General features: G+C 66.5%; 23 protein-coding genes. 19 read left to right on the forward strand and 4 right to left on the reverse strand.

Translation table 11 applies throughout. From position 1 onward, the window contains the following. Positions 1-3 precede the first annotated feature (3 nt). Positions 4-852: an SDR family NAD(P)-dependent oxidoreductase gene (locus OXF11_07750; protein MCY4486995.1), complete on the forward strand. Its 849-nt coding sequence runs from the start codon at positions 4-6 to the stop codon at positions 850-852. On the opposite strand, the gene OXF11_07755 is transcribed toward OXF11_07750, so the two are convergent. Continuing rightward, the gene (locus OXF11_07755; GenBank protein ID MCY4486996.1) at positions 846-1706 is read right to left on the reverse strand and encodes a polysaccharide deacetylase family protein; all 861 of its coding nucleotides are present in this window, start codon (positions 1704-1706) and stop codon (positions 846-848) included. The two genes, OXF11_07750 and OXF11_07755, sit on opposite strands and share 7 nt — an antisense overlap. A 191-nt stretch (positions 1707-1897) precedes the next feature. On the opposite strand from OXF11_07755, the gene OXF11_07760 reads away from it, so the two are divergent. From OXF11_07760 to OXF11_07775, 4 genes are all read left to right on the forward strand, one after another. Next, positions 1898-2188: a hypothetical protein gene (locus OXF11_07760; protein ID MCY4486997.1), complete on the forward strand. Its 291-nt coding sequence runs from the start codon at positions 1898-1900 to the stop codon at positions 2186-2188. A gap of 25 nt (positions 2189-2213) precedes the next feature. After that, positions 2214-3488 carry a lytic murein transglycosylase gene (locus tag OXF11_07765; protein ID MCY4486998.1) on the forward strand — a complete coding sequence of 425 codons (1275 nt, stop codon included), beginning with the start codon at positions 2214-2216 and terminating at the stop codon, positions 3486-3488. Positions 3489-3807: 319 nt separating this feature from the next. Continuing rightward, positions 3808-4641, forward strand: coding sequence for an alpha/beta hydrolase (locus OXF11_07770; protein MCY4486999.1), 834 nt, complete (start codon positions 3808-3810; stop codon positions 4639-4641). Between the two features lie 21 nt (positions 4642-4662). Continuing rightward, positions 4663-5733, forward strand: coding sequence for an ABC transporter ATP-binding protein (locus OXF11_07775; protein MCY4487000.1), 1071 nt, complete (start codon positions 4663-4665; stop codon positions 5731-5733). A 17-nt stretch (positions 5734-5750) separates the two neighbouring features. Here the strand turns inward: OXF11_07775 and OXF11_07780 are convergent, their stop codons facing one another. Further along, complete coding sequence (locus tag OXF11_07780; protein ID MCY4487001.1) at positions 5751-6701, reverse strand: ABC transporter substrate-binding protein; 951 nt, start codon at positions 6699-6701, stop codon at positions 5751-5753. 409 nt (positions 6702-7110) lie between these two features. Here OXF11_07780 and OXF11_07785 point away from each other — a divergent pair, with 409 nt between their 5' ends. The 6 genes from OXF11_07785 to OXF11_07810 all read left to right on the forward strand — a co-directional run bounded on the left by OXF11_07785 (position 7111) and on the right by OXF11_07810 (position 14649). Beyond that, on the forward strand, positions 7111-8202 hold the full coding sequence (locus tag OXF11_07785; protein MCY4487002.1) for a hypothetical protein: 1092 nt from the start codon (positions 7111-7113) through the stop codon (positions 8200-8202). Positions 8203-8345: 143 nt separating this feature from the next. Continuing rightward, positions 8346-9542 carry a Xaa-Pro peptidase family protein gene (locus tag OXF11_07790; protein MCY4487003.1) on the forward strand — a complete coding sequence of 399 codons (1197 nt, stop codon included), beginning with the start codon at positions 8346-8348 and terminating at the stop codon, positions 9540-9542. A 160-nt stretch (positions 9543-9702) separates the two neighbouring features. Further along, complete coding sequence (locus OXF11_07795) at positions 9703-10650, forward strand: LLM class flavin-dependent oxidoreductase (protein ID MCY4487004.1); 948 nt, start codon at positions 9703-9705, stop codon at positions 10648-10650. Positions 10651-10703: 53 nt separating this feature from the next. Continuing rightward, positions 10704-11645, forward strand: coding sequence for a hypothetical protein (locus OXF11_07800; GenBank protein MCY4487005.1), 942 nt, complete (start codon positions 10704-10706; stop codon positions 11643-11645). Between the two features lie 61 nt (positions 11646-11706). Then, positions 11707-12831, forward strand: a complete 1125-nt coding sequence (locus tag OXF11_07805; protein ID MCY4487006.1) for an ABC transporter substrate-binding protein — start codon at positions 11707-11709, stop codon at positions 12829-12831. Between the two features lie 72 nt (positions 12832-12903). Next, positions 12904-14649, forward strand: a complete 1746-nt coding sequence (locus OXF11_07810) for an iron ABC transporter permease (protein MCY4487007.1) — start codon at positions 12904-12906, stop codon at positions 14647-14649. A 6-nt stretch (positions 14650-14655) separates the two neighbouring features. Here the strand turns inward: OXF11_07810 and OXF11_07815 are convergent, their stop codons facing one another. Beyond that, on the reverse strand, positions 14656-15519 hold the full coding sequence (locus OXF11_07815; protein ID MCY4487008.1) for a hypothetical protein: 864 nt from the start codon (positions 15517-15519) through the stop codon (positions 14656-14658). 27 nt (positions 15520-15546) lie between these two features. Next, a complete protein-coding gene (locus tag OXF11_07820) occupies positions 15547-16680 on the reverse strand; it encodes a hypothetical protein (GenBank protein MCY4487009.1) in 1134 nt (377 codons plus the stop codon). Between the two features lie 388 nt (positions 16681-17068). Between OXF11_07820 and OXF11_07825 the strand changes: the two genes are divergently transcribed. From OXF11_07825 to OXF11_07860, 8 genes are all read left to right on the forward strand, one after another. After that, a complete protein-coding gene (locus OXF11_07825; GenBank protein ID MCY4487010.1) occupies positions 17069-17872 on the forward strand; it encodes an SDR family oxidoreductase in 804 nt (267 codons plus the stop codon). 54 nt (positions 17873-17926) lie between these two features. After that, a complete protein-coding gene (locus tag OXF11_07830) occupies positions 17927-18754 on the forward strand; it encodes an SDR family NAD(P)-dependent oxidoreductase (protein ID MCY4487011.1) in 828 nt (275 codons plus the stop codon). A gap of 36 nt (positions 18755-18790) precedes the next feature. Then, positions 18791-19648, forward strand: coding sequence for a VOC family protein (locus OXF11_07835; GenBank protein MCY4487012.1), 858 nt, complete (start codon positions 18791-18793; stop codon positions 19646-19648). 106 nt (positions 19649-19754) lie between these two features. Continuing rightward, positions 19755-20864, forward strand: a complete 1110-nt coding sequence (locus OXF11_07840) for a hypothetical protein (protein MCY4487013.1) — start codon at positions 19755-19757, stop codon at positions 20862-20864. A gap of 23 nt (positions 20865-20887) precedes the next feature. Then, complete coding sequence (locus OXF11_07845) at positions 20888-21310, forward strand: VOC family protein (GenBank protein MCY4487014.1); 423 nt, start codon at positions 20888-20890, stop codon at positions 21308-21310. Then, positions 21307-21759 (forward strand): VOC family protein, encoded by a 453-nt coding sequence (locus OXF11_07850; GenBank protein ID MCY4487015.1) that lies wholly within the window; start codon positions 21307-21309, stop codon positions 21757-21759. Before OXF11_07845 ends, OXF11_07850 begins: the two co-directional genes overlap by 4 nt. A gap of 220 nt (positions 21760-21979) precedes the next feature. Continuing rightward, entirely contained in the window at positions 21980-23467 is a 1488-nt protein-coding gene (locus tag OXF11_07855) for a hypothetical protein (GenBank protein MCY4487016.1), read from the forward strand. Positions 23468-23500: 33 nt separating this feature from the next. Further along, the gene (locus OXF11_07860; protein ID MCY4487017.1) at positions 23501-25552 is read left to right on the forward strand and encodes a hydantoinase/oxoprolinase family protein; all 2052 of its coding nucleotides are present in this window, start codon (positions 23501-23503) and stop codon (positions 25550-25552) included. Positions 25553-25676: the final 124 nt, after the last annotated feature.

Genomic DNA, 25676 nt, shown 5'->3' on the forward strand with positions numbered 1-25676 from the left:
GTCATGGACCTGGGCATCGGGGGCCGGAGCGCACTGGTCTTCGGAGGATCTCGCGGCATCGGCCGGGCCGTGGCCAACGTGCTGGCCGCCGAGGGCGCGAACGTGGCGGTGTGTGCGCGCAAGGGATGGGCGGCGCGACGGGTCGCGGCCGAGGCCGCGGAACGGGGTCGCGTCAAGGCCTTGGGCTACGCGCTGGAGGCGTGGGACGAAACGTCGGCCGCCGCCCAGGCGGAGCGGATCGCGCGCGACTTCGGCGCCATCGACATCCTGTTCGGCATCGTCCGGCACACCTTGCGGGAGGATGGTCAGAGCAACCCGGGAGCGCCCACCTGGAGCGCCCGGCTCGACGACGGTTTCCTGCGCTTCAGGGCGCTCACGGAAGCCCTCCTTCCCGGCATGCGGCGCCGGCGCTGGGGGCGCGTGCTGTGGATGGTTCCATGGCCGGAGGCCCGCAACAGCGCCGAGGAAAGCGTTCGCGCGGCAACCGGGGCCGCGTTCACGGCCTGGCTGCGTTGCGTGGCCGCGGAAGTCGCCCGGGACGGGGTGACCCTCAACGTCCTGACCCCCCCGCCCTTCTGGAGGCGCGCCGCGCCCGCCGGTCGAGTGCGGCCCGAGTCGGTTCCGGCACCGGGTGGGGCGGGTGCGCCGCTCGCCGGGGCGGATCCCGAAGACAGAGACCCGCCCCTGGCATGTGAAGTCCTATCCGCCGGGGAGATCGCCGCGGCGGCGGCCTTCCTCCTCAGCGACTGCGCGCGGGGGGTCTGCGGCAGGACTCTCGAGCTTGGCGCCACCATGGCGCCGAGCCGTCATCCGAACGTTCCCCGCCGCCGTGACGGGACGCCGCGTCAGTAACCCTGCTCCAGCACCCAGTTGGCGATCTCCAGCCGGCGCGCGAACCAGACGTCGGTGAAGCCCTTGGCGTACTTGATGAACTCGTCGACGATTTTGGTGCGGTAGGGCACACCGGACACGAACGGATGCAGGTTGAACGCGAAGAACTTGGGCGCGCCTTGCTCGCCCTCCCAGTAGAGATAGTCGAACTGGTCCTTCATGATCTGGAGCAGGTCCCGGGGCGTGCGGCCGCCGCCGTAGGTGGAGTAGTCGTTGCACCCCGGCACGTTGTACGGCACCACGGCGACCTTTCGCCCGCCGGCCTCCAACGTGTACGGAATGTCCGAGTTGAGCGGGTCGGCCCACCAGACGAAGCCGGCCTCCGCCACCAGGTCCAGCGTGTTGTCCGTGGACGCGTGACCGGGCGACAGGTACCCGGTGGGCGGCGCGCCGAGCACGTTCTTGAACGCGGCCACCGTGTCCTGAATGGACTTCCGCTCTTCCTCCCGCGTGTACATGAACGCGTACTCGTGCTCGTAGCACTCCGAGGAGAACTCGTGCCCCTGGGCCTGGAACTCCCGGACCTCGTCCGGGAACTGCTCCACCTTCTTGCCGTTCATCAGGAAGGTGACCTTGAGGTTGTGGCGCTCGAACATGTCCATGATGCGCCAGATGCCGACCCGGTCGCCGTACTCGCGCTCGGTAACCGCGGCCATGTTCTGCTTGAAGACGGCGTTCTCCGGGGGCAGCGGGTGGCTCACGCGCTGGAGCGAGCCGCGGGTGGCGTAGTTGTCCGGCCACACTTCCCACGGAACGATGAAAGTGACGCAAATCTTGGCGTTGTCCGGCCACTGGATGGGGCGCGGTCTGGGCATGGTGCAATCTCCTCTCGTGCGATGTCGCTGAAGGTTTGTGCGCGGAGCTGGGAAGCAACGCGGCTCCAAATATAGCCAGCAGGAAGTCGTTGGGCAAACTACGGTGAAGACCTTGGAGTTTACTCACACTCGTTCAATAACTGTTGATTTTCATGGCAACAGCGGTCAAAGTGACCGCAGGGAGAACGATCATGGCGAACGGAGCGGAAGAACGCATCACCCGGCTGGAGACGGCCTTTGAAGCCACTCTGCCGCACTTGGCCACAAAGACGGATATCTCCCGGCTGGAGACGGCCTTCGAATCGACTCTGCCGCACTTGGCAACGAAGGCGGACATCTCCCGGCTCGAGACAGCCTTCGAATCGACTCTGCCGCACTTGGCAACGAAGGCGGACATCTCTAAGCTCGAAAGCAAGATGGTTTTGGGGGCGCTCACCATTCTCCTGGGCCTCACCGCCATCATCGTAAGATTGTTCACGTAGGTCGGGGGACAGGCCCGTATACTTCATGAAACGGCGCACGACCGTGAAGTGCTTTCGCCGCCGAGGCCCGGTCCTGGGGGTCCTCGTTTCGGCGATCGTGGCCGCCTTCGGCGCGCCGTCCCCTTCCCCGGCTCAGCCACTCACACCTGACCAGACGGCCTACCGGTCCTTCGTGCGGGAGTTCCGCTCGGTGGCGCTGCGGCGCGGCATCCCGGAAGCGCTCTACGACCGGGCGTTTCGCGGCCTCACTCCCGACCCGGAGGTGATCGAGAAGAACAACCGGCAGCCGGAGTTCGTGCTGCCAGCATCCCAGTACGTGGCCCTGGTGGTCACGGACACGCGCGTGAACGACGGCCGCGTCAAGCTGTCGGAGTTTGCCGCCGACCTGGAACGAATCGAGGGGCGGTACGGCGTGGACCGCCACGTGCTGGCGGCCATCTGGGGCCTGGAGACGCTGTACGGCAAGTTGCGCGGCAAGCGCAACGTCATCCGCTCGCTCTCCACCCTGGCCTACAAGGGACGCCGGGCGAAGTTCGGCCGCAACCAATTGCTGGCAGCCCTCGATATCCTCAAGGCAGGCGACATCACCGTCGAACGCATGACCGGCTCGTGGGCGGGCGCCATGGGTCACACGCAGTTCATCCCCACGAGCTACAAGGCCTACGCGGTGGACTTCACCGGCGACGGCCGGCGCGACATCTGGGACAACCCGCGCGACGCGCTGGCATCCGCCGCCAACTATCTGCGCGGCAACGGATGGGTTGTGGGGAGGCCGTGGGGGCACAGGGTCGTCCTCCCGGACGGGTTCGACGCAGGACTCGCCGGCAAGAAGGGGGAGCGGACCATCCGGCAATGGCAGGAACTGGGACTTCGGCGGGCCGGTGGTGGCGCGTTCCCGCATCCCGGGGAGCGGGCGTTCCTCGACCTTCCGGCGGGACTCCAGGGACCCGCCTTCCTGCTGCGCGCGAACTTCCGCGCGATCATGCGCTACAACCCGGCACACAAGTACGCCTTGGCGATCGGGCACCTTTCCGACCGGTTGCGCGGCGGGGAATCCGCCCTCGCCTGGCCGGACGGCGTCGGGCCCATCGCCGAATCGGAGCGCAAGGAGCTGCAACGCCTGCTGGCCGGGCGGGGATACGACATCGGAGAGATCGACGGGATCATCGGCTCGAAGACGCGCGCGGCCATACGGGATTATCAGGCGAAGAAGGGGCGGCGCGCGGACGGGTTTCCGCGGCGGAAGATCCTGGAGCTGCTGCGCTCGGATGCGCGGGGTGGTGGAGTACGCCCGGACTAGAGGGTTAGGTTCCGGTACGGCGCGGCGGTAGGGGCGGCCCGGAAATCTGGAGACGGCCCTGCATGGTTTTCACCGTTCTGCTTCGCGCGAAACGAGTAGTTGACAGGGATCAAGGCTTACGTCCGCCCACCGTCAACAGATTTCCGGGCCGCCCCTACCGCCGCTCTGAGCACGCGTGTGTTCCGACTACGGGGCGCCGGAGAATTCTGCGCCCAGGGTTGCGCACCTGCCCTGCGTGTCTTATCGTCGGCGGGGCTTGAGCGAACGTGGGGTATGCTGGCGGGCTGCCGCCCAAACAAACGAACAACTGGAGATTGAAATGCCGCTAGCGAAGCTGGATGGAGTGGACATCTACTATGAGAGGGAGGGCGCGGGAGAGCCGGTGCTGTTTGTGCCGGCCTCCTGGTGGCCGTTGGATCCCTGGAAGCTTCAGGTGGTGCCGGCCTTGAGCCGGCGCTGGGAGACCGTCATCATGGACTGCCGCGGCACCGGCCGCAGCAGCGCGCCGGAGGACGGCTACACCGTGAGCCAGTTCGCCGACGACTGCGCGGCGTTGCTGGCACATCTCGGGATCACGCGCTGCCACGTGGTGGGGTTTGCCATCGGCGGCCAGATCCTCCAGGCCCTGGCCATCGACCGTCCGGACCTGGTGGCCACGCTCACCATGACAGCCACCGGCCCGGGCTCCCGGAATTTGGTCGGCAAGCCGCGGGAGGTGTCACCGGGAACCCACGCCCAGATTCAGGAAATGGGCTTCGAGCAGTACATCAAGTCCCACGTGGACAACGACGGGATGGCCTTCAACCCGACATTCTATCACGCCAACCGAGCGGCCGCCGGCGCACTCGCGGACGCGTTGTGGTCCGGCCAGTCCACCGTGGAGATGTTCCGCCGCCATGAGCGCGCGCGCCTCACTTGGGACGCACTGGCCATGGCGCCACAGGTCAGCGTGCCGGCGATGGTGCTGTGCGGCGAGGACGATAAGGTGGAACGGCAGGGCAGCACGCCGGTGGACACGGCCCGGCGGCTCGGGCAGGCGACCCCCGGCGCGGAACTGGCTCTCATACCGGGCGTGCGCCACATGACCTTCTGGGACGGCACCGGCGCCATCGAAGCGCTGGAGGACTTCCTGGCGCGTCATCCGATCGGCTAAGCTACCCTTCCGGAGGCCCTCATGCTCCAGGTCAAGGAACTGAAAAAGATCTTCAGCGTCGGCGGCAACGAGGTCGTGGCGCTGGGCGGCGTCACGCAAGGGGTCGAGGAGGGCGAGTTCTTCGTCCTGCTGGGGCCCAGCGGCTCGGGCAAGACCACGCTCCTGCGCTGCGTGGCCGGCCTGGAAACGCCCGACGGCGGCGACATCGCGATCGACGGCGCCACGGTCTTTTCCACGAGTCGGGGAATCTACGCACCGCCCGAGGACCGGAAGATCGGCATGGTCTTCCAGTCCTACGCCATCTGGCCCCACATGACGGTCTTCCAGAACGTGGCGTTGCCGCTGACGCGCGGGCGCAAGAAGATCGACAAGTCCCTGGTGCGGGATCGCGTCCACGAGTCGCTGAGAATGGTGCAACTGGAGGACTACGCGGAGCGGCCGTCGCCGCTCTTGAGCGGAGGCCAGCAACAACGCGTGGCGTTGGCGCGGGCCCTGGCCGTGAACCCGAAGCTGCTGCTCATGGACGAGCCCTTGAGCAACCTCGACGCTCGCCTGCGGGAGGAGATGCGGGTACAGATCCGCGAACTGGCCAAGCGCCTCAACATCACCGTGCTTTACGTGACCCACGATCAAGTGGAGGCCATGGTGGTGGCGGACCGTATCGCGGTCATGAGCCTGGGGGCCATCGTGTCCGTGGGCAGTCCCGAGGAACTCTACGAGGGACCGGCCAACCGCGTGGTGGCCGAGTTCTTCGGCTCCATCAACTGGCTGGAAGGCGAAACGAAGGCCGGAGGAGCCGTGGAGACGGAAATGGGGACGCTGAAGACTTCGCGGCCGGACCGGCCGGGCCTCACCGGCACCCTGGGAATCCGCCCGGAGGATCTGGAGTTGAGCCCCGCGCCCACCGGCCGGGACAACGAGTTCGCCGGAGAGCTGGTATCGCGCACGTACCTCGGCGACCTGTTCGTTCACGAGGTGCGCGTGTCCGCGACCGTGCTGCAGGTCAAGACCATGGACAAGGCGCCCGTCAACGACAAGGTCTATGTCACCCTGCCCAAGGAGCGCCTCAAGTTCTTTCCCCAGTCAGCTTAGTTGATGCTCCCGCGCGGTCACGCCGACGGCGCGAACAACTCGTCCACGCTCAGCCGGCGGGTGGTCACCGCCTGTTCCGACGCGAACAGCAGCATGGTGTCCAGCGCGTGGCGTTGCGCTTCCACCGAGTACGGGAACGGGTCCCGTCCCAGCACCTTCTCGTCTTCCTCGATGGCTTCGCCGTACCACGCCAGGTAGGAACGCCGCGGATCGCGCATGTATTCGAGACCGCGGACCTTCGCTTCCTCGAAAGCCTGCAGCAGGGTTTCGGCCACCCAGGGATGCCGCGCCAGGATCTCGTCCTTGATGACCACGGTGTGGCGCAGTGGATAGATGCCCGTGCGCCGGTAGTAGTCCGCCTCCACCTCGCGGTAGTCGGGCCAGAGCCGGCGCCCCACGCTCTCGCCGGCGCGGAAGGCCGACCCGATGGTGGGCAGCATGTAGGCATCGATCTCGCCCGCTTCGAGCATCTCCGTGACGCGCCGGCCGGCGGGAGCCTGCTCGACGTGCAGCCATTCCGGCGGTTCCCAGGGCGACACCTGCTCCTTGGAATTGGTGATCCACCGCATCTCGCCGGGAGCGACGCCGTGCTCGTGCTTGAGGACGCCGCGCATCCACACGGCAATGGGATTGAAGTGGGCCTGGAGCCCGATGCGCTTGCCGCGCAGGTCCGCGGGGCGTTCGATGCCGGCCTCGGAGTGCACCACCACCGCGCCGTGACAGAACTTCACGTGGGGGAACACCGGGATCGCCGTCACCGGCACGCCGCGGCTCTTCCATCCCAGGAAAACCCCCATCTGCAGCTCGCACACGTCGAACTCGAGACCGCGGGTGAAACGGGCATGGCGCTCGGGGGAAGCGAGGGGGATCACCTCCAGGTCGATCCCGGGGGTGGCCACCTTGCCTTCGATAAGGAAGCGAGTACGGTCGTAGTCGCCGCAGGAGAGCGTCAAACGCAGGTTCGCCATGGCGGACTCATACACCAGGGACCGGCCCCTCACAAGACGCGCCTGTCCCCGCGCCGGAGTGGGCCGATACGATGCGGAGACGCGGTTGACCGTCGCCAACCGTTGTTGAGATAGTGACGGTTGTCAACGTACAGCGGCTCTTTGAATGACGTTCGGAAGGTGCCTCGGCAAGCGCGAGCGACCAGTGTCATGTCCCGTAAATTCCTGGCATGAGTTGCGCAGGATTTTTCGTCGTCGGCAACGCGCGATGACTTGTAGGGGCGACCTGCGGTCGCCCCCCAGTGGCGGGCACCACGGGAGGAAGACCCCGGGTCAAGGCCCGGGGTGACGCAACGCAGCCGACGGCGAAAACAACCAGCAAATTATGCCAGGAATTTACGGGACACGACACTAGGAAAGGCCATCTATTATGGGCAAGCAGTTCTTCGAGTTCATGACGCACTGGGATTCGCCCCGGCCCATCTGGTTCAAGCGGGACGAGGACGAGCTGATCGGCACGCAACGGAGCGGCGGCCGCCCCATGCCGCGCATCAAGCCGTTCGACCTGGTGAAGGGGGCCACGAACCGGCCGGGCGTGAAGCCGCCGGTGCTGTGGCACGGGCAGGACGGCATCATCGAAGCCCATGTGCTGGACGGGCCGGAGCCCGTCTTCCACCGCCCGGCGGACTACGACGTGCTCGTGTTCCAGTTCACGGGCAACGCCGCGGCGGAGACGGAGTTCGGCGAGTACCAGATATCGCCAGGGCGCTCGATGCACGTACCGGCCGGAGTGTCGTACCGGATGATCGGGGCGCCGGGTTGCCGCCAACTGGTGGTCAAGGTGCACAAGCCCGTGCGTACGACCCTCGACCCCGAGAACCCGCTGACGCGGACGGACTTCCACGTCCGCGCGGCCGGCGAGCCGCCTGAACTCCAGACCGTCGCCATCCCGCCGCGCACGGGCCGTATCCTCGAAGTCACGGATTTCTGGGACCCGGCGCTGGAGCCCATCGTCATCGAGCGCGACCACGCCAGCCTCGTGGGCTGCGTCACCTTCGAGCGCGGCAAGAGCCGGGAGGTGACGGTGATGCGCGTGTTCGACTACTTCACCGGAATGACCGGCAAGGGCGGCGGGCCGGGCCCGCAGCAGTACGAGAGCGAGGACTTTCGCACGGACACCTACAACACCATAGGACAGCAGAACGGCTTCCACCGGGGCATGGACGATGACGAGATCTGGTTCCAGTTTCGCGGGCACGCCACCAACGACACCGAATGGGGCGTGCACGAGCTGGATCCCGGCGAGATGGGCTACGTGCCCCGGGGCATCGCCCATCGCATCACCGGCGGCGAGGGCTTCCTCCGCTACGTCTTCTATTTCCGCCACCCGATGCACCCCCAGGCGGACTCCTCCGGCCCACAAGCGGGCACGGCGTTCGAGGTGGAGGCGGTCTCCTTCGAGGAGTTGCCCGCGCTGGCCGAGGCCAAGGCCCGGGAGGCGGCGAACCCGAGGCGCGGTTGATATCCCGGTTGACACGGACTTCGAGGGGCCTATAATCCGCTGTTGCCGTTGTTCCCGAACCCTTTGAAGGGCTCGGAACAGGCATCGCGCGCGCCGTCGAAGGGCGCGCTCCAATAATCTCCGCGCAGCGAAAGAACGAAACCATGGCCGAAACCGAACTGATTCCTTTTCTCTCCCTTGCCGAACGCGACCGCCGGCACAATCTCGTGCGCGCAAAGATGGCCGAGGCGGGGCTGGACGTGCTGCTGCTGCCGGCCAACACCAGCCGCTGGGAGCAGGTCATGGCGGACTCCCGCTACGTGACGGGCATCGGCGGGTTCGCCACGGAGGTGTTCACGGTCTTTCCGGCCGAGGGGCCGTTGACCGCGTACGTGTTCAATCGCGCCAACTGGTGGAAGCGGGTGCAGAACTGGGTCGAGGACGTGCGCGACGGACGCAACCGCTGGGCCGAGGACGCGGTGGCACGGCTGCGGGAGCTGGGCTTCAAGAAGGGCCGCCTGGGCATTTCCGGACTCTCGGGCTTGATCCGCACCCCGGACGGCATCGTCGCCCACACCACGGTGGAGGCGCTGCGGCAGGCGTTTCCCGAGGCCGAGTTGATGAACGCCACGAGCGTCATGCAGGAAGTGCGCGCCATCAAGAGCGCCGAGGAAATCGGCTGCATGGAGCGCTCCATGGAGATCATCGAGCGCATGATCGAAGCCATGAGCGAAGGGGCGCGGGAAGGCGTGTCCGAGAAGGAGCTCTACGCGGACATGGCCCACGTGATGCTGCGCAACGGCGGCGAGCTGCCGACCCTCTTCTTCCTGGGCTCGGGCCCCGGCGAAAACCAGAGCTCCTTCGTCCCGACGAACCGCGTCATCCGGCGCGGCGACCGCATCGTCAACGAGATCGAGGCCAAGTACGCCGGCTACGCCGCGCAGGCCGTGCGCCCCATGCTGCTGGGTGAACCCGACGCGACGTTCCGCGAGCTGATGGACATCTCGTGCGCGTGCTTCCACGCGATCCTCGGCGCCATGAAACCCGGGGTCACGTTCGGGACGCTGTTCGACACGTACATGAAGACGGTGGAGGAACACGGCGACGGCAGGTACATGTGGAGCCACCCCATGATGCACGCCCGCGGCCTGGGGGACGACGGACCCGCGCTCATGGGCGACGCCGACGTGGAGCGGTTCCAGAAGATCCAGCTCGCCGCCGGCATGGTGTTCATCCTGAAGCCGCGCATCCGCATGGCCGAAGGCAAGGACCACACGAGCATCGGCGACACCGTGCTGGTAACCGAGGACGGCGCCCGCCGGCTGGGGTCCAGCAAGCTCGATCTGATCACGGTGTCCTAGTGTCGTGTCCCGTATTCGTCATTCCCGCGCAAGCGGGAATCCAGGAGGGGTCAGGCGGGGAAACGCGGCTGCAGTACCCCGCCACCACCCCTGGATTCCCGCTTGCGCGGGAATGACGAATACGGGACATGGTGACCTGTAACGGCAACCCACGAGTCTCATGGAATTCGGCCTGCTGCTGCACACGCGCGATCTCATCCGGAACGACGGTCCGGCCTCCTTCGACACGCTCTGGGAACAGGCCGAGCAGGCCGAGGAAGCGGGATACGACCACATCTGGCTGGGGGACAGCGTCACGATCCTCAACCGCGCGCGGGGCGACGCCCTCACCACCATGGCCGCCCTGGCGTGCAAGACCGAGCGCATACGGCTCGGCGCCGTGCCCTTCCTCGGCGCGTTGCGCAACCCCGTGCTCCTCGCCCATACCGTGGCCACGGTGGACGTCATCTCCCAGGGTCGCGTGATCCTGGCCGTCAGCGTGGGGCCGATGCGCGACTACATCCAGCGTCAGTTCGTGGCGTGCGGCGTGCCCGCGGGCGAGAAGGCGGGCCGTCTGAGCGAGACCATCACGCTCATGCGGCGGCTCTGGACCGAGGAGTCCTTCGCCTACGAGGGCAAGTACTTCCGCTTCGAGGAAATCGGTGTTTTGCCCAAGCCGGTGCAACAGCCAGGCATCCCCATCTGGATCGCGGCCGACCGGAACGACGCCGGTTTCAAGCGCGTGGGCAGGCTCGGCGACGGCTGGGTAACCCTGGTCTCGTCGCTGGACGATTTCCGCGAGAACCGCGGCAAGATCGAGCGATACGCCGGCGCCTGCGGCCGGCCCGGCGCCGTGGGCGCGTCCGCCCTTTACGCGACGCTGCGCATGGACCGGAACGGCGAGGCCGCCCGTAGCGACGGCTGGGCCTGGATGGAGGCCTTCTTCCGCCAGCCCAAGGCCAGGCTCGAGTACCACTTGACCATCTTCGGAACACCGGACGAGTGCGCCGAGCGGCTGCGGGGATACGCGCGCTGCGGCCTCACCGCGCTGATCATCCGCATCGCGTCCGACGATCCGGCGGAACAGACCCGGCTGATCTTCGAGGAACTGAGCCCGCGGCTCGCGTGAAGGAAGATGGTGAGCGCATTGGCGGTGCAAGGCATTGGAGGCAGCGCCATCTCATGACCGTCCTGCTCAGAAGCTCCGAGGTGGAAGACCTCATCGACCTGAAGACCGCCATGGCGGTGCTTGAGGAGACCTACGTCGGTCAGGCCAACGGGCAGGTCAGGGCCATCCCGCCGCTACGGCTCATGGACCGCGGCATTCGGATGGTGGCGGGCGGCCTCGACGGGCCCGACCGGGTGGGGGTCCGTTTGAGTCCCACGGGCGGAGACGCCGTGGCGCTGCTCTACGAGATGAGCTCGGGGCGGCTGCTCTCGCTCATGAACTACCCTTTCAGCGAACTCCGCATCGCCGCCACCGTGGGCCTGGCGCTGGACCGCCTCGCTCCGCCGGACAGCAAGTCGGCCGCGCTCATCGGCAGCGGGCGGCTCGCCCCTTCCCTGCTCCAGGCGGCCGCGGGACTGCGACCCATCGAGCGCGTGCGCGTTTACAGCCGCGGCGCGGAGCGGCGGGAGACATTCGCGCGTCAGGCTTCGAGCGACTTCGGCCTGGACGTGACGGCGGTCTCCGACCCTGGGGAGGCTCTCGCCGGGGCGGACTTCGTGCTCGTAAGCACCAACTCCCCGGAGCCGGCCCTGCGCGGCGCGTGGCTGCGGCCGGGACAACCCGTCTTCGGTTGCGGCCGTCCCAACGAATTCGACGACGATACCTATCTCAGGGCGGCGCTGATCGTGGTGTCGAGCAAAGCCCATGAGCTGGGCTACTACGACACCCGGCTCGACCAGCCGCTCATCCGGCTTTCGCGTGAGGAACGGATCGCCTGGGACGACGTCATGGAACTGGGTCAACTGGTGACCCTTGAAGGTCCGCCGCCGGGCCTGGACGGCGGCATCGCGGTTTTCAGGGAGTCCCAGGGAGGATACAGTGACGTGGCGTTGGCGAGCTTCGCCTACGAAGAAGCCGTGCGTCGAGGCCGCGGGCAGAACATCGTGCTGGACTGAACTTACGGCGGCCATCCCCCGGAAAACGGGGGGCTTGGCTTGGCCCAAAAAGGAGGAACCCATGAAGAACTTGCGTCAGGGAACCATGAGGGCATTGCCCGTCGCGGCGCTGCTTTGCCTTGTCATGGCGGCAGGCTCCGGCCCGGCCGCCGCGGCCGACCGGACGGCCGCGCTCGACGAATTGATCAAGGCCGCCAAGGCCGAAGGCGGGACGCTCATTGCCCATGCCATCATCGACGATGTCCGAGCGAGGAAGGAAGCCGTCGCGGCGATGAAGAAGATGTACGGCGTCGACGTGAAGTGGGAATACGTCGACTTCCCCAACCAGAACCGCTTCGCGGCCCGGCTGATGAAAGAAGCCAAGGCCGGCCGGCAACCCTCGACGGACGTGTTCAACGGCACCCAGTCCACGATCCCACGCCTTCTCAAGGCCAACATGCTGGCGGAGGTCAAGAACTGGCGGGAGCTTTATCCGCGCCTGCCCGAAAATGCCATCGTGCCCGGGGGCGGGGCCATTCCCGAGCACACGCGCATCGGCGGTTTCGCCTACAACTCGCGGCTGGTGCCCAAGGACAAGGTGCCCAACAAGCTGGAAGACCTGCTGGATCCTTTCTGGAAGGGCAAGCTGGCGTCCACCACCTACGCCGCGGTGTGGGACCGCGCCAGCGTGAGCGAGCAGGGCACCTTCGACGAGGAAAAGGCGGCGCGCATCCGCGGCCTGCTGTCGGAGATGGTCAAGAAGGGACACATCGTCGGTCTCATCGGCTGCGGCGACGAGAACCGCATCGCCAGCGGCGAGTTCGTCGGCTTGGCGATGATGTGCAGCGCCAACAACGTCTGGAAGGGTCAGGCCAAGGGCGCACCGCTGGAGATGGCCTACATCGAGGAAACCAGCAATCTGACCCACTCGTACATGGGGCTCCTGAAGCAGGCCAAGTATCCCAACACGGCAAAGCTGTTCATGGTGTTCATGCAGACGCCCGAGGGACAGGCGCTCAACCGGAAGTGGGAACTGGCGGATACGAGCTTTTATCCCGAGAACACCATGTACAAGATCGCCAAGGACCTGAAGGACCGGGGCGTGGCGCCGCCGTACATCAGCATCCCGACCTACATGAAGGTCAAGCCGACGGTGGAGAAGTGGAAGAGCGAGTACAAGAAAATCCTGGTGGGTCAGAAGAAGTAGGCTGGGTCACATCCTGATTAGCGGGAATGACCGTATCGCGGTGCGGCGGCGCACCGCGATGAGGCCAGCTTCGTGGACACGACCGTAACACTCGACAAACCCGCGGGCGCGCGCCTGGGGCGTTTCCTGGGCGCGCGCTTCGCGCTCATCGCGTTCACCGGCGCGGTGCTGTCGGTGGTCCTCGTCCTGCTGGCGGTAATCCTGGACATCGCCTTCCAGGATCCGCTGGATTCCTCCGTCTATACCCTCAAGAACTTCAGCGACCTCTACCTGGACCCCTTCGTCTACGGGGCGCTGTACAACACGGCCATTTTCACCGCCGTGACGGTGTTCGTCGCCCTGGTCTTCGCCGTGCCCATCGCGTGGCTCGCCGAGCGCACCGACCTTCCCGGGCGGAGCTTGGTGTTTCCTCTGATGACCGCCAGCGCCATCATCCCCGGCACCTTCGGCGCCCTGGGCTGGCTGTTCATGTTCCATCCGCGCATCGGCACGGTCAATCACTGGTTGATGGACCTGCTGCCGTTCATCGACTCCGCACCCATCAACATCGTTTCGGTGTCGGGCATGGGATTCATCTCGGGCCTGGGGCTCTCGTCGCTGGCGTTCATCATGCTGGCGGCCACGTTCCGCGCCATGGACCCGGCCCTGGAGGAAAGCGCGCAGATCCATGGCCTGAGCTTTCCTCAGCGCATCTGGCACGTGACGCTGCCTCTCATGTGGCCGGGCATTCTGGCGGCGGGCATCTATATCGGCACCATCGGCCTCGCCTCCTTCGACGTCCCCGCCATCATCGGCATGGCGAATCGCATCTTCACCTTCAGCACGTTCGTCTTCAACGAGGCCGACCCGCAGGAAGGCCCGCCGAACTTCAGCATCGTCGGCGCCGCCAGCGTGCTGATGATCGTGGTGGGGCTGCTGCTGAGTTGGTGGTACCTGAAGGTGATCAGCCGTTCCCACCGCTACACGGTGGTCACCGGCAAGAGCTACCGTCCCAACATCGTCCCGCTGGGACGGTGGTGGATCGCGGGCTGGGTGTTCATCGGCATCAAGCTGGGCCTGGGCATCGTGTTCCCGTTCCTGGCCCTGGTGTGGGCTTCGCTGATGCCCTACTTCCAGCCGTTCTCCATGCAGGCGCTGGCCTTTGTGTCACTCGAGAACTTCCGGCAGATCCCCTGGGACATCTTCTGGCTGGCCACCAAGAACACGGCCATCCTGACGCTGACCGTGCCCACGATCCTGATGTTCATCGGACTGGCGATCTCCTGGGTGGTGATCCGCTCCGGGTTCCGCTACGCGTGGCTGGTGGACATGGTCGCGTTCCTGCCCCACGCAGTGCCCAACCTGATCTTCTCCGTGGCCATCCTGGTCATCGCGCTGTTCTGGATTCCGGAGTCCATCCCCTTCTACAACACCGTGTACATCATCCTGGTGGTCTTCGTGATCGCGCGCATCAGCTTCCCGACGCGGGTCTACAACAATGCCCTGCTGCAGATTCACAAGGAGCTGGACGAGGCCGCGTACGTCTCCGGACTCGGCCCGTTCGGCGTGTTGCGCAACATCCTGGTGCCGCTGCTGGCGCCCGCGACGCTCTACGCCTGGATCTGGGTCGCGCTGCTATCGTACCGGGAGCTGACCCTGGCCGCCTTCCTGACCGCCAAGGACAATCCAACCCTGCCCACGCTGGTGTTGAGCTTCGTCAGCCGCGGCGAGTCCACCGTGGCGGCGGCCATCTCGCTGCTGCTGCTGGTCTTCATGGCGCCGCTGGTGATGCTGTACTTCTTCTTCGGCCGCCGCACTTTGCAACTGGGCGGGGCGTAAGGCCGCCTATCCGGCCTGCCCCACTTGTTCCGCGCGGCTGGTGTATTCCCGCGAGAGCGTCAGCGGGTTGCGGGTGTAGAGGATGATGCGTGTGGTGAGCATGTCGCCAATGTTCCGGTGCGAACAGCCGGGCGGGATCCACAGCATGTCGCCGGTGTCGAGCATGAACTCGCCCTGGGTGGTGCGCGTGCCGCGCTGTCCGGTCAACTGGAATGCCACCTCGTCCTGATTGAAGCCCCGGTGGTAGATGCGCTGGGAGTCGGAGCGGACGGTCATCTCCACCATCAGGTCTTCGTTCTCGATGAGCTCGAAGTGCTGGCCGCCCGACAATCCCTCCTCCACCTGCTCCAGAACTTCCGAAGGCTTGAGCAGCAGGCACTCCGCCGCGGTGGTGCGCTCGTCCTTGGCCGGGTAGCCCTTGGCCACGTGCAGGGGCTCGCGGGTGTACACCACGAGCCGAGTGCCGCCCCCGGGGTTGGCGCGCGCCACGCCCGGAGGGAGCGCCAGCACGTCTCCCTGGATCAGATCGAAGTCCCCTTTCGCGGTGGGCACGGTCCCGGAGCCGCCCACCTGGACGCACACCAAGTGCCGGTCACGCGCGGCCGCGGCGGGCTGAGTGGAGGCGCCGGTGACCAGCTCGATGCTGACATCGTCATTGGACAGCACCGGAAGACATCGCTCTTCGCCGTTCTCCCCCGGAAGGGCCGTCGTCAACACGCTCAGGGGCTTCAGCAACAGACACGGGCGCTCGGACGTCTCGGTGCAGTTGATAACGTCCTTGTCCTCGTCGATCTCCTTCCACTCACGCTTGGGCTCGTGGCCGCCGAGGTTGCCGATAAAGGAATAGGTATTGATCTCCTTGATTGTCATGGCGTGTTCCTCCTTCGAGTCCGGCGTTCAAGCGTTGGCCGCGGTCTTCCACCAGTCGGCTTCCTTGTGGACCGTGGTCTCCACCGTGAAGGTGCTGTTGTAGACGTGTCGCGTGGGGTCGATGGGCACATGCCAGCGCAGCTTGCTGTAGAAGTTCAGGCGCAGGAAGTCCTCGCTGTCCGGCGGCACGCTGATGACGCTGTGGGAGATGCCCAGCGGGATGATGGTGATCTCGCCGGGAGACACGGCCACATTCTCGAACTCGGAGAGGTCGAGGGCGTCGCCGCGGAACTGGATGCGCACCTCTTCACTCTGCAGCGCCCGGTGGAAGGCGAACTGCTCGTCCTGCATGTTGTAGGTGCGCACACGCATGCTCTGGGACTCCATCAACGCCAGCAGTCCGGCTTCGCCGCCGGCCTTCCCCAACACCATGGTGAAGTGATCGAAGGCGCGCAGCTTGCGGATGCCGCTCTCCTGCTGTTTCGGCTTGAGCGTGGACACCCCCACGAGGGAGTCGTAGTCGCGCTCCACCACGGTCAGGTCGTCGGGGCCGTCGTCCCAGAAGTGCATCTTCTCGGTGACGCGCCCACGAACCTCTTCGTTGGGGGCCTCCAGGCCGCTCCAGTTGGGACCGCCGTGGCGCTTCACGACGAACGACTGGTGACTCGTGTACTTCTCCTCGTCCAGGACGTAGTCCACTGCCTCGCGGTTGAGGCAGAAGTAGCGCAGGCTGTCGTTGCGCCCGATGGAGCGATGGGAGATGCCGCCGGGGACCAGCATCACCTCGCCCGGCGTCATCTCGTAGACGCCGAATTCCGTCTCCACGGTGGTGTTGCCGCAGAACTGGAAATAAACCATGTCGCAGTCGACGTAGCGGTGGAACGCGTCCTGGACGCCCACCACGCTTTCGGCGCCGATCCGGTGGTTCTCGTTCTCCAGGAACACCAGCGACTGGTTGGGGACACTGAGCATGTCGAACGGACGGAACTTGGGGGTGTAGCGGGTGCTCCGGGCCGTGTTCATCAGACCCGCCTTCTTCCGCTCGGACCACGCGGCCAGACCGGGCCTGGGGAAGTCCTTCCACGTGGTCATGAACTCGCCGATGTCCTTCTGCGAGTAGACCCTCTTCTCGGCGGCTTCGATCTGTTCCTTGGTGGCCATGGGTGCGTCCTCCGAGGCAGGGAGCGTGGCTACGGTTGCGGACGGCCTCCCCTGCCCTTGTGTCGTGTCCCGTAAATACCTGGCATAAGTTGCGCAGGATTTTTCGCCGTCGGCTGCGTTGCTCTTCCTCGCGTGGTGCCCGCCACTGCTCGTCATCGCGCCTTGCCGACAACGAAAAATCCTGCGCAACTTATGCCAGGTATTTACGGGACACGACACTAGTTCGTTCGCGACACGCATGGACGATACATCACCCGACGCACGGTTGGCAATACGGTTTGACCGGCAGCGTGCAACGCAGTATGTGCAGGTGTATCTTCAACCGGACCGCCGTCTCCGGGCAGTCTCCCGAGGGGCGGCCGCGACATCGACTCGTCAGGAGACTTGTATGCGTTTGAAGGACAAGATCGCCATCGTCACCGGGGCCAACGCCGAGTTCGGCAGCAGCATCAGCAAGGCCTTCGCCGACGAAGGCGCCGACGTGGTGTGCGCGGACTGGAAGCAAGAGGACGCGGACGTCGCGGCGGAGCGCGTGCGCGCGGCGGGTCGCAACGCTCTGGCGATGGGCGTGGACCTGCGCGAGAAGGAGGAAGTCGAAGCCATGGTGCGGCGCACCGTGGAGACCTACGGCCGGCTCGACATCCTGGTCAACGCCACCGCGCGCCCGCATCACCAGGAGTTCCTGAACTTCAAGGAAGAAGACTTCGACGACACCCTGGCGCGCGGCGTGAAGCCCTACTTCCTCACGGGGCAGGCCGCCGCCAACGAGATGGTCAAGCGGCGCTACGGCAGGATCGTCAACCTCACCTCCATCGTGGCCAAGCTGGGGCCGGGACAGGCGGTGGACTGGGCCGCCGACCGCGGCGCGGTGGACGGGCTCACGCGCTCCATGGCCCACGCCCTGGGCTTCTGGGGCATCAACGTCAACGGCGTGGCCCGCGGCAATACCCAACGCCCGCCCTACTCGGCCGGGGTGCTTGAGCGGCTCCGGCGTCTGCCCCTGGGCCGCACCGAGTACCCGGAGGACATGGGTCCGCCCACGGTGTTCCTGGCCTCGGACGACGCCGCCTACATCACCGGCACGGTGCTCTACGTGGACGGCGGCTATACCGTGGCCGCGGTCACCGACGACCGCTTCCGTCCGGAGTGGGCCAAGGCGGGCGCCCAGGGGTGGGACCCGAGCACCGCGTGAACGGGCCGGCCGGGACACGCGGGACACAACGGAATACATACGAGGAACTACGGGATGAGACTTGAAGACAAGATCGCGGTGGTGACCGGAGTGGGAGGCCGTATCGGCAGCGTCGTGGCCCCGGCCTACGCCCGGGAAGGCGCGCATGTCGCGGTCGTGGACGAAGACCGGGACAAGGCCGAGGCGGTGGCCGCCCAGGTCAAGGAACTGGGAAAACAGTCGCTGGCCTTGCAGGTGGACGTCACCGACAAGGCGGCGGTGGAGGAGATGGTCCGCCGCGTGGTCGCGGAGTTCGGCGGCATCGACATCCTCTTCAACGGCACGGGAACGGCCCACAACCAGGGGTTCCTGACCTTCAAGGAAGAGGACTTCGACCACGCGATGGCCGTGGGGCTCAAGGCCTTCTTCCTCACCTGCCAGGCCGTGGGCCGGCAGATGGCCGAACAGGGCCGCGGCGGCAAGATCGTCAACCTGTCCTCCATCGTGGGCCGGCTGGGTTCCGGCGAGGCGGCGGCGTGGTGCACCACGCGCTCGGGCGTGGACGCCATGAACCGCGCCATCGCCCAGGCCCTGGGCTATTACGGCGTCAACGTGAACTGCCTGGTGCACGGCGGCCTGGAGTCGATTCCCTACGCCCACGAGGTGGAACGGGGCGAGCGGCGCCGGCGCATCCCGTTCGGGCGCATGGGCAAGGCGGAGGATCTCATCGGCGGCGCCATCTTCCTCGCCAGCGACGAGTCCGACTTCGTCACCGGCGAGAGTTTGTACGTGGACGGCGGCTACACCACCGCCGCGGTCACCGAGGACGGCTACCGTCCGGAGTGGGCGCGCGCGGAGCACACGGCGGAGGGGCCGCGCAAGGACAAGTACGCCCGGCCGTAGGACGCGATGTCCAACTGAAGGCAGGAGGATGGAACCATGAGCACGAACGGCGCTCCCGTTGTCCGACTCGATCATGGCGTGGTGCCCACCAACGACCTCGGACTGTCCATCGTCTTCCTCACCCAGGTCCTGGGCGCCGACTTCCGCCGGCTTGTGAACGCCAACCTGCGCGGGCTCAACCGCGAGGTCCCGGAGATGGCGTTCTTCATGCTGGCCAACCATGCGGGCTTCGGCTACGCCCTCCAGGGGCAGCCCATCCCCAAGCCCATCCGTCCCATGGAAGGGCCGGTGTGGGGACTGGAACTGAACGAACGGAGCCTTGAGGACACGGCGGAGCTTCTGCGCGAGCGGGAGGTCCCCGTCGAAGGTCCGGTGGAATACCCGGCGTCGAGTCCCATCGCAGGGTCCCTCTGGGTCCAGGAGCCTGGCGAGTTCGTCTTCGAGCTGTCGGCGCGGCGGGAGGACCAGCGCTGCTTCGACCCCGGCCAAGGCTACCTGGGCTTGTGCCGCTTGAGCCACGTGCGCCTGGAGGTGACCGACCTGGCGCAGGCGGAGGACTGGTACCGAAACACCCTGGGACTGATGGACATCGACCAAGTGCCGGGCGACGATCAGTTGACCCTGGCGGTCCCCGAGTCGGGACAGCTCTTCATCCTGCGCCAGGTGCCGGAGATGACCCAGCGGAGCCACTACTCGCGCGGTCCTCACGTGGACGTGAAGGTGGCCATCGGCGACTACGATCCGTTCGTGTCGCGTCTCACCAACATCGAGCGCTACTGGGGGCCGTTCGGCGACCGCATCCCCTGGCACGAGCCGGACATGCAGACGGTCTATTTCTACGACCCCTTCGGCAACCGCCTGCAGGTGGGCGAGAACCGGGGGCATCCGCATTGAGCCGCCGGGCATCAACCGCGACGACCCGAAGCACACACGGAGCAACACCGTCAACGGCGCAAGGACCCGCGGGCTTGCAACGCAAGCGCGCGGACAGGAAACGGACATGATCGACTACGACATCGCGGACATGATGGACGGCGTCAAGAACATGATCGAGGCGTCCGACATCCGCCCCGGCGACCAGGTGCTGCTCCTGGCGGACCGGCGCAGCGACTCCGCCTCCATGGAGGCCATTTCCGCCGGGCTCAAGTTCATGGGCGCCGAGCCCATGTCGCTCATCACCGAGCCCATCTCGCGGTACGGCCGGGTGCCCCAGGCGGTGCTCGACGCCATGCACGCCTGTGACGTGGTGATCTGGGTGTGGCCCGTGTTCATCACCTTCACGCCGGGCCACCGGGCCCTGGGGCGCAAGCGCGAGGAGAGCGGCACGCAGCTCAAGGAACAGCGCATGAAGCCCTACTTCATCTACTTCGAGGGCACGCCGGGACTGCTGGCGCGGGACTATGCCCGCTTCCCCAACCCCGTGCTGTGGAAGCTCGCGGAGAAGGTGCGGGAGGTGGTGGCCGCGGGCAAGGTGGTGCGCATCGAGGACGACCTCGGCAGCCATCTCACCGCCACCTACGACGGCACCCGGCTTTACGGCATGCAGTTCCGGGCCGGGGACCCGCCGGGACGCTGCCACTTCCCGTGGGGCCGCTGCGGCGTGTTCAACGGCGGCGGCAAGGCCGACGGCGAGGTCTACCTGAGTTGCGTGCAGGGGGTGGCGGGCGAGCTGCCCGCACCCATGAAATGGGTGGTGAAGGACAGCGAGGTGGTGGAAGCCGAAGGCGGTGAGCTGGCGGAAGAGTGCCGGCAACTCTTCAAGAACGTTCCGGGCTCCAACCGGCTGGTGGAGATCATGTTCGGCTACCATCCCAAGGCCTCCATCCAGCACGGCATCGCCGACCCCATGCACTGGGAGCTGATCAGCAAGATGCCGTGGGTGGGCCTGGGCACGGACCGCAAGAACCCGGACTTCCGCCACGTGGACGGCTCGGTGATGAACGCGCGGCTCTACATCGACGAGCGCCTGATCGTGCACGAACAGGGCATGCTCGACCGCTCGCTGCTGCACCACCCGGAAGTGCTGGAGGCGGCCTCCGCCTACGGCGACCCCTACCAGGTGCTCGCGCCGGTCTCCCACAACGCCCACGGCTCCGGCACCCTGTGGTGACGGACCGGGAGGAGAAACCAGCCATGGCGCGTATCCGGACCTTTGATCATTGCGGTTTCGTTGTCGAGGACATTCCCCGGGCGCACCGGTTCTATGAGGACCTGCTGGGGGCGAAGCCGTTGCGCATCCAGAACCTCAACACGCACCGGCTCTACAAGGGTTTCCCGGTGATGTCTTTCGTGGAGATGGGCGGACATCGTTTCGAGATTTGCCTTGCCCAGGAGCCGTTGGCGCCTCAAGGCGCGGCCGCGATGCCGCGCATCGGCTTCCTGCTGACGGAAGCGGCCATGGACGGGTTGCTGGCGCAGTTGCGCGGGAGCGAGACTCCCTACGAAGGACCCGTGACCTATCCGCCGGAGGTGCCCCTCGACCGCACCATCCGCGTGCGCGACGCGGACGACAACATCCTGGAGTTCTCGGTGCGCAAGGAAGTAGCGCCGTCGTGATCCGCTACGAAGACATCAGCCACCTCGCCATGGAGGTCACCGACCTGGAAGCGGCCGAGCGTTTCTACGCCGGCGCTCTCGGGATGGAGTTGATCTGCCGCGATGGCGGCGAATTGGGCAACGGACGGCTGATCCTCAGGAACGGCTCGGGGCAACTCCTGTTCCTGGAGAAGGTCGACGAGATGTCCCAGCGCTCGCGCTTCTCGGGACCCGACTCGGGCAACGTGCCGGACCCCGGGGCCGGGTTGCGCTACAAGGGGGCGCATCTCGCCATGAGCGTCGGCTCGATCGAGGAGTACGACGAGATCTACGAGAAGCTGGAAGCGCACGGCGCCTACCTCGAAGGGGACCTGCGCGCGGCGCAGCGCGCGCCCGGCGAAAAGAGCGTCTACCTCTACGACCCCGCCGGCAACCGCCTGCAGCTCATCATCCTGCCCACGGCAGACTGAGCCCTTGAACGCAGTGTCCTGGAGAGCCGCAACCAACCTTGTCAACGCCGCGCTGCTCGTGTTGAGCCTGCACGGATGCGGCGGCGGCGCGCCAGACCCGACGCCGGATCGGATTCCGCCGGCATCCCCGCCCGACGAGCGAACAGTCCGACTCCCGGTTGTCGATCTCGGCGAGAGGCTGCACATCGGCGCCGACGTCGCGCCCCCCGCCGATGCACTCATGCCCGCGGGCGCACACGGCGACGTGGCGGTGTCGTCGGGCCGGGTGCGTGACGGGGTCGGTGCGGCCCAGGTGCTCGCATACCTGAACCAAGTGATGGGAGTGGGAGAGTACAAGCGTACGGCCGGTCTCGAGACGTTCTCCTCGGCGCCCACGGCACGCGTCGCGGAAGGCACGAGTGAGCGCCTTGCGGGCTACGCGGTGCGCGCGGTGCAACTTATCAATGCCGCGCTGCCGCCGGAGAAGCGCATCCGGTTCAGCCATGAGGCCGCTCCGCCCCTCGCGGCGATCGACGACGTCCCGGACGGCGAGATCTACATCGACTTCGCCCGTTGGGAAGACTGGAATACGACGGGGAAACCCCCGCGCGAAATCGCCCTCGGCCTGTGCTCCTGTGCGGAGCAATTGACCCGCGACCCCGTTACCGGCCAACAGACGGTGGCGGAAAGGCGCGCCGCGCATGTCTGGGTCGAGCGGGACAAGATCCTGACGGCCAGGGTGTTCAATCCCGACACCCTGGAATGGGAGACGCGCATACTGGACAGCCACGTGGAGGACAGCGCAACCGTAAGGAAAGTGTACTCCGCGCAAGGCGTCACCGCGATCCTGGTGCATGAAATCCTGCACGCCATGGGCATGACCCACGTCGACCCGGGGCTGTTCCCCGAGTCGATGATGAGCGACGCCGGCGACCGGGAGGATCCGGACGGCGTGACCGGGCATGTCGTATATCCCATCGACCGTGAAGCGCTACTGGCGGCCTACACCGTGTTCCGCCCCGGCGCTCTGCCGGGACGCTACGTGCCGAGTGACGGCGTATCGGGTGTCCTGGACGGTTCAGGTGAGCCGCCGGACTCCGAGGGGTTCGTGCTCGGGGGCAGCGACTACTCGGGATTGTCGGCCGAAGATCTCGGGCCCTGGGACGACACCTCGTTTCATGTCCGCGGATCCCTGGACCTTCCCGACGGACCCATTGCCTTCGGCGTGGCGGCGAGGAACGGCTTGGCGCAGCCCTGGGTCTCGGGACCGCGCCCGTGGACGGATCTCGCGGACAACCCGCTCGTGCCGCCGACCGCGACCTGGTCGGGACGCCTGTTGGGACTGACGCCAGACGCCCTGACCGTTGGCGGGAACGTGAATCTCCAGGTTCACCTGGAGACCCTGAACGGACAGCTCACATTCGGCGACCTGGAGACCTGGGGCGCGTACGAGGCGCCCGGACCGGTGGGCAGCGGCACGACCTGGCAAGAGGGCGCGCTGCGATACGAGGTGGCCGTCGATGGAAATACGTTCACTGATGGCGGCCGTGAGGGAGGCACGGTAACGGGGGCTTTTTTCGGAGCGGCCCACCAGGCCATGGGGGGCACCCTCGAACGCGCCGACCTGACAGCCAGCTTCGCGGGCATAGAGCAGTTCGTTCTTCCGGGTGGAGCTTCCACCGCGGGTTCGACACCCGCGCCAACGGAACGCCCTCCCCTACCGAACTGAACCGCGGTCAAACCGCGTGCAAGCAGGAATCTCATGCCGTACATCGTCGCCGTGGATATCGGAGGCACTTTCACCGACCTCGTCGGCTTCGACCACGAAACCGGCAAGGCCACATACGCGAAGAGTCCGACGACGTACGGCAACTTCGTTGACGGCATTCTCGACTGTTTTGACAAGACCAGCCTGGCACCCACCGACGTCAACTTCCTCAATCACGGAACCACGCTGGTCATCAACTCCCTGATCCAGCGACGCGGGGCCAAGTGCGCCCTCGTTACCTCTGCGGGTTTTCGCGACATTCTCGAAATCGCTCGCGCCAACCGTCCCGACCCCTTCGACCTGCACTACCGAAGGGACGAGCCGTTGATCCCGCGCGAGTTGCGTTTCGAAGTGCCCGAGCGGATGGACGCACACGGCAACGTGCTGGTGCCGCTCGATACCGGCGCGCTCGAAACCCTCGCGGAGGATCTGAAACGGCTTAAGATCGAGGCGGTGGCCGTCTTCTTCATGAGCTCTTATCTCAACCCGGCGCACGAAGAACAGGCGGGGGAGATCCTCAAGCGATCGCTGCCCGGAGTCTACGTCACCTGCAGCACCGAGTTGACGCGCGAATGGTACGAGTACGAACGTACATCGACAGTGGCGGCCAACGCCTACGTGGGGCCGCAGGTGAACACCTACGTCCGCCACCTGGAGAACGATCTCCGCTCAAGGGGCTACGGCGGCTCGCTTTTCATGATGGGCTCCAACGGCGGGCTGCTGTCGGTGGACCGCACCTGCCGCCAACCCGTCGGGCTGGTGGAATCCGGACCCATCGGGGGATGCATCGGCGCCGGCGCCTATGCCGAAGCGCTGGACATCCAAAACGTCGTGGCCTTCGACATGGGCGGCACCACGGCGAAATGCGCCATGGTGGAACGCGGCCGCTACAGCGTGGAGTCAGTCTACTACGTGAACGGCTACGTGCGCGGCTTCCCCATCAAGTGGCCGGTCATCGACATCGTGGAGGTCGGATCGGGCGGCGGCTCCATCGCGTGGCTGGACGATCAGAACCGACTGCACGTGGGACCTCAAAGCGCCGGATCGACGCCGGGGCCGGTGTGCTACCAGCGCGGCGGCGGCGAACCGACGGTCACCGATGCGAATCTCGTGCTCGGCCGGCTCAATCCCCATCGGTTTCTCGGCGGCGAGATGCCGCTGGGGGTCGAATCCGCCCGCCGCGCCATTGCCGAGAATACGGCGGAACCGCTCGGCTACGAGGGCGAAGCCGGGCTGATCCGGACCGCCGACGGCATCGTCTCCATCGCCACCGTGCTGATGGCCGGCGCGATCCGCCAGGTCTCGGTCGAACGCGGCCTCGACCCGCGGGATTTCGTCCTGTTCGCCTACGGCGGCGGGGGACCGTTGCATGCCTCCGCTCTGGCGCGCGAGCTGTCCATCCCGGCCATCGTCGTTCCGCCTGAGCCCGGCAATTTCTCCGCCATCGGCATGCTGCTGGCGGACGCGCGGGTCGACGCGTCGGAGACCTTCACCGGCATCCTCGACGACGCGCTGGCAGCCGGAATGGACGGGGGTTTCCGGGGCCTGGAAGCCGCCACCGCGGACACCCTGCGCCGGGACTTCGGCGCCGGCGACATCTATTTCGAGCGCAAGGCGGAGATGCGCTACTTCGGCCAGCGGCATAACATCCATGTGCCCGTCACGGGTCTGCGCACCGTGGCGGAGATTCGGGCCGCCTTCGAGCGCGACTACCAGCGCCGCTACGGCCACGCCGACTCGAAGGCGCCCACGGAGTTCCAGGCGCTCCACCTCTCGGCCTTCGCCAGGCTGCGGCGGCCGGACATTGCGAACCTGCGGCGCAAGGCCCCGATCGGCGGAACGCCGGCACGCCACACACGCCTGGTCTATTTCGGAGACGCCAGCGGCACGGTTGAAACGGTGATCTACGACCGCGATGGACTGGCGCCGGGGTTCGCGGCCCAGGGCCCCGCGGTCATCGAGGAGTACGGCTCGACAACGCTGATCCGGCCGGGCGACCGCTTCGCGATCGGCACGATGGGCGAGATCCGTATCGAGTGCGGCTAAACCCATATGACGTCATTGCCGCGGAACAGGCTGGGTCAAACTCGTGAAGCAGAGACCGTACGAACCGTCATTCCCGCGACAGCCGGAATCCAGGGGCGGTGGTGGGGCACTACAGCGGCGTTTC

It is taken from the genome of Deltaproteobacteria bacterium (assembly GCA_026712905.1).
Taxonomy (GTDB): Bacteria; Desulfobacterota; Binatia; order UBA9968; family JAJDTQ01; genus JAJDTQ01.

Coding starts and splice junctions, on each gene's coding strand:
- OXF11_07855 (MCY4487016.1), top strand. CDS start 21,980: ATGCCCGCGGGCGCACACGGCGACGTGGCGGTGTCGTCGGGCCGGGTG.
- OXF11_07750 (MCY4486995.1), top strand. CDS start 4: ATGGACCTGGGCATCGGGGGCCGGAGCGCACTGGTCTTCGGAGGATCT.
- OXF11_07860 (MCY4487017.1), top strand. CDS start 23,501: ATGCCGTACATCGTCGCCGTGGATATCGGAGGCACTTTCACCGACCTC.
- OXF11_07775 (MCY4487000.1), top strand. CDS start 4,663: ATGCTCCAGGTCAAGGAACTGAAAAAGATCTTCAGCGTCGGCGGCAAC.
- OXF11_07770 (MCY4486999.1), top strand. CDS start 3,808: ATGCCGCTAGCGAAGCTGGATGGAGTGGACATCTACTATGAGAGGGAG.
- OXF11_07845 (MCY4487014.1), top strand. CDS start 20,888: ATGGCGCGTATCCGGACCTTTGATCATTGCGGTTTCGTTGTCGAGGAC.
- OXF11_07755 (MCY4486996.1), bottom strand. CDS start 1,706: ATGCCCAGACCGCGCCCCATCCAGTGGCCGGACAACGCCAAGATTTGC.
- OXF11_07840 (MCY4487013.1), top strand. CDS start 19,755: ATGATCGACTACGACATCGCGGACATGATGGACGGCGTCAAGAACATG.
- OXF11_07805 (MCY4487006.1), top strand. CDS start 11,707: ATGAAGAACTTGCGTCAGGGAACCATGAGGGCATTGCCCGTCGCGGCG.
- OXF11_07835 (MCY4487012.1), top strand. CDS start 18,791: ATGAGCACGAACGGCGCTCCCGTTGTCCGACTCGATCATGGCGTGGTG.
- OXF11_07760 (MCY4486997.1), top strand. CDS start 1,898: ATGGCGAACGGAGCGGAAGAACGCATCACCCGGCTGGAGACGGCCTTT.
- OXF11_07765 (MCY4486998.1), top strand. CDS start 2,214: ATGAAACGGCGCACGACCGTGAAGTGCTTTCGCCGCCGAGGCCCGGTC.
- OXF11_07790 (MCY4487003.1), top strand. CDS start 8,346: ATGGCCGAAACCGAACTGATTCCTTTTCTCTCCCTTGCCGAACGCGAC.
- OXF11_07785 (MCY4487002.1), top strand. CDS start 7,111: ATGGGCAAGCAGTTCTTCGAGTTCATGACGCACTGGGATTCGCCCCGG.
- OXF11_07800 (MCY4487005.1), top strand. CDS start 10,704: ATGACCGTCCTGCTCAGAAGCTCCGAGGTGGAAGACCTCATCGACCTG.
- OXF11_07815 (MCY4487008.1), bottom strand. CDS start 15,519: ATGACAATCAAGGAGATCAATACCTATTCCTTTATCGGCAACCTCGGC.
- OXF11_07825 (MCY4487010.1), top strand. CDS start 17,069: ATGCGTTTGAAGGACAAGATCGCCATCGTCACCGGGGCCAACGCCGAG.
- OXF11_07795 (MCY4487004.1), top strand. CDS start 9,703: ATGGAATTCGGCCTGCTGCTGCACACGCGCGATCTCATCCGGAACGAC.
- OXF11_07820 (MCY4487009.1), bottom strand. CDS start 16,680: ATGGCCACCAAGGAACAGATCGAAGCCGCCGAGAAGAGGGTCTACTCG.
- OXF11_07830 (MCY4487011.1), top strand. CDS start 17,927: ATGAGACTTGAAGACAAGATCGCGGTGGTGACCGGAGTGGGAGGCCGT.
- OXF11_07780 (MCY4487001.1), bottom strand. CDS start 6,701: ATGGCGAACCTGCGTTTGACGCTCTCCTGCGGCGACTACGACCGTACT.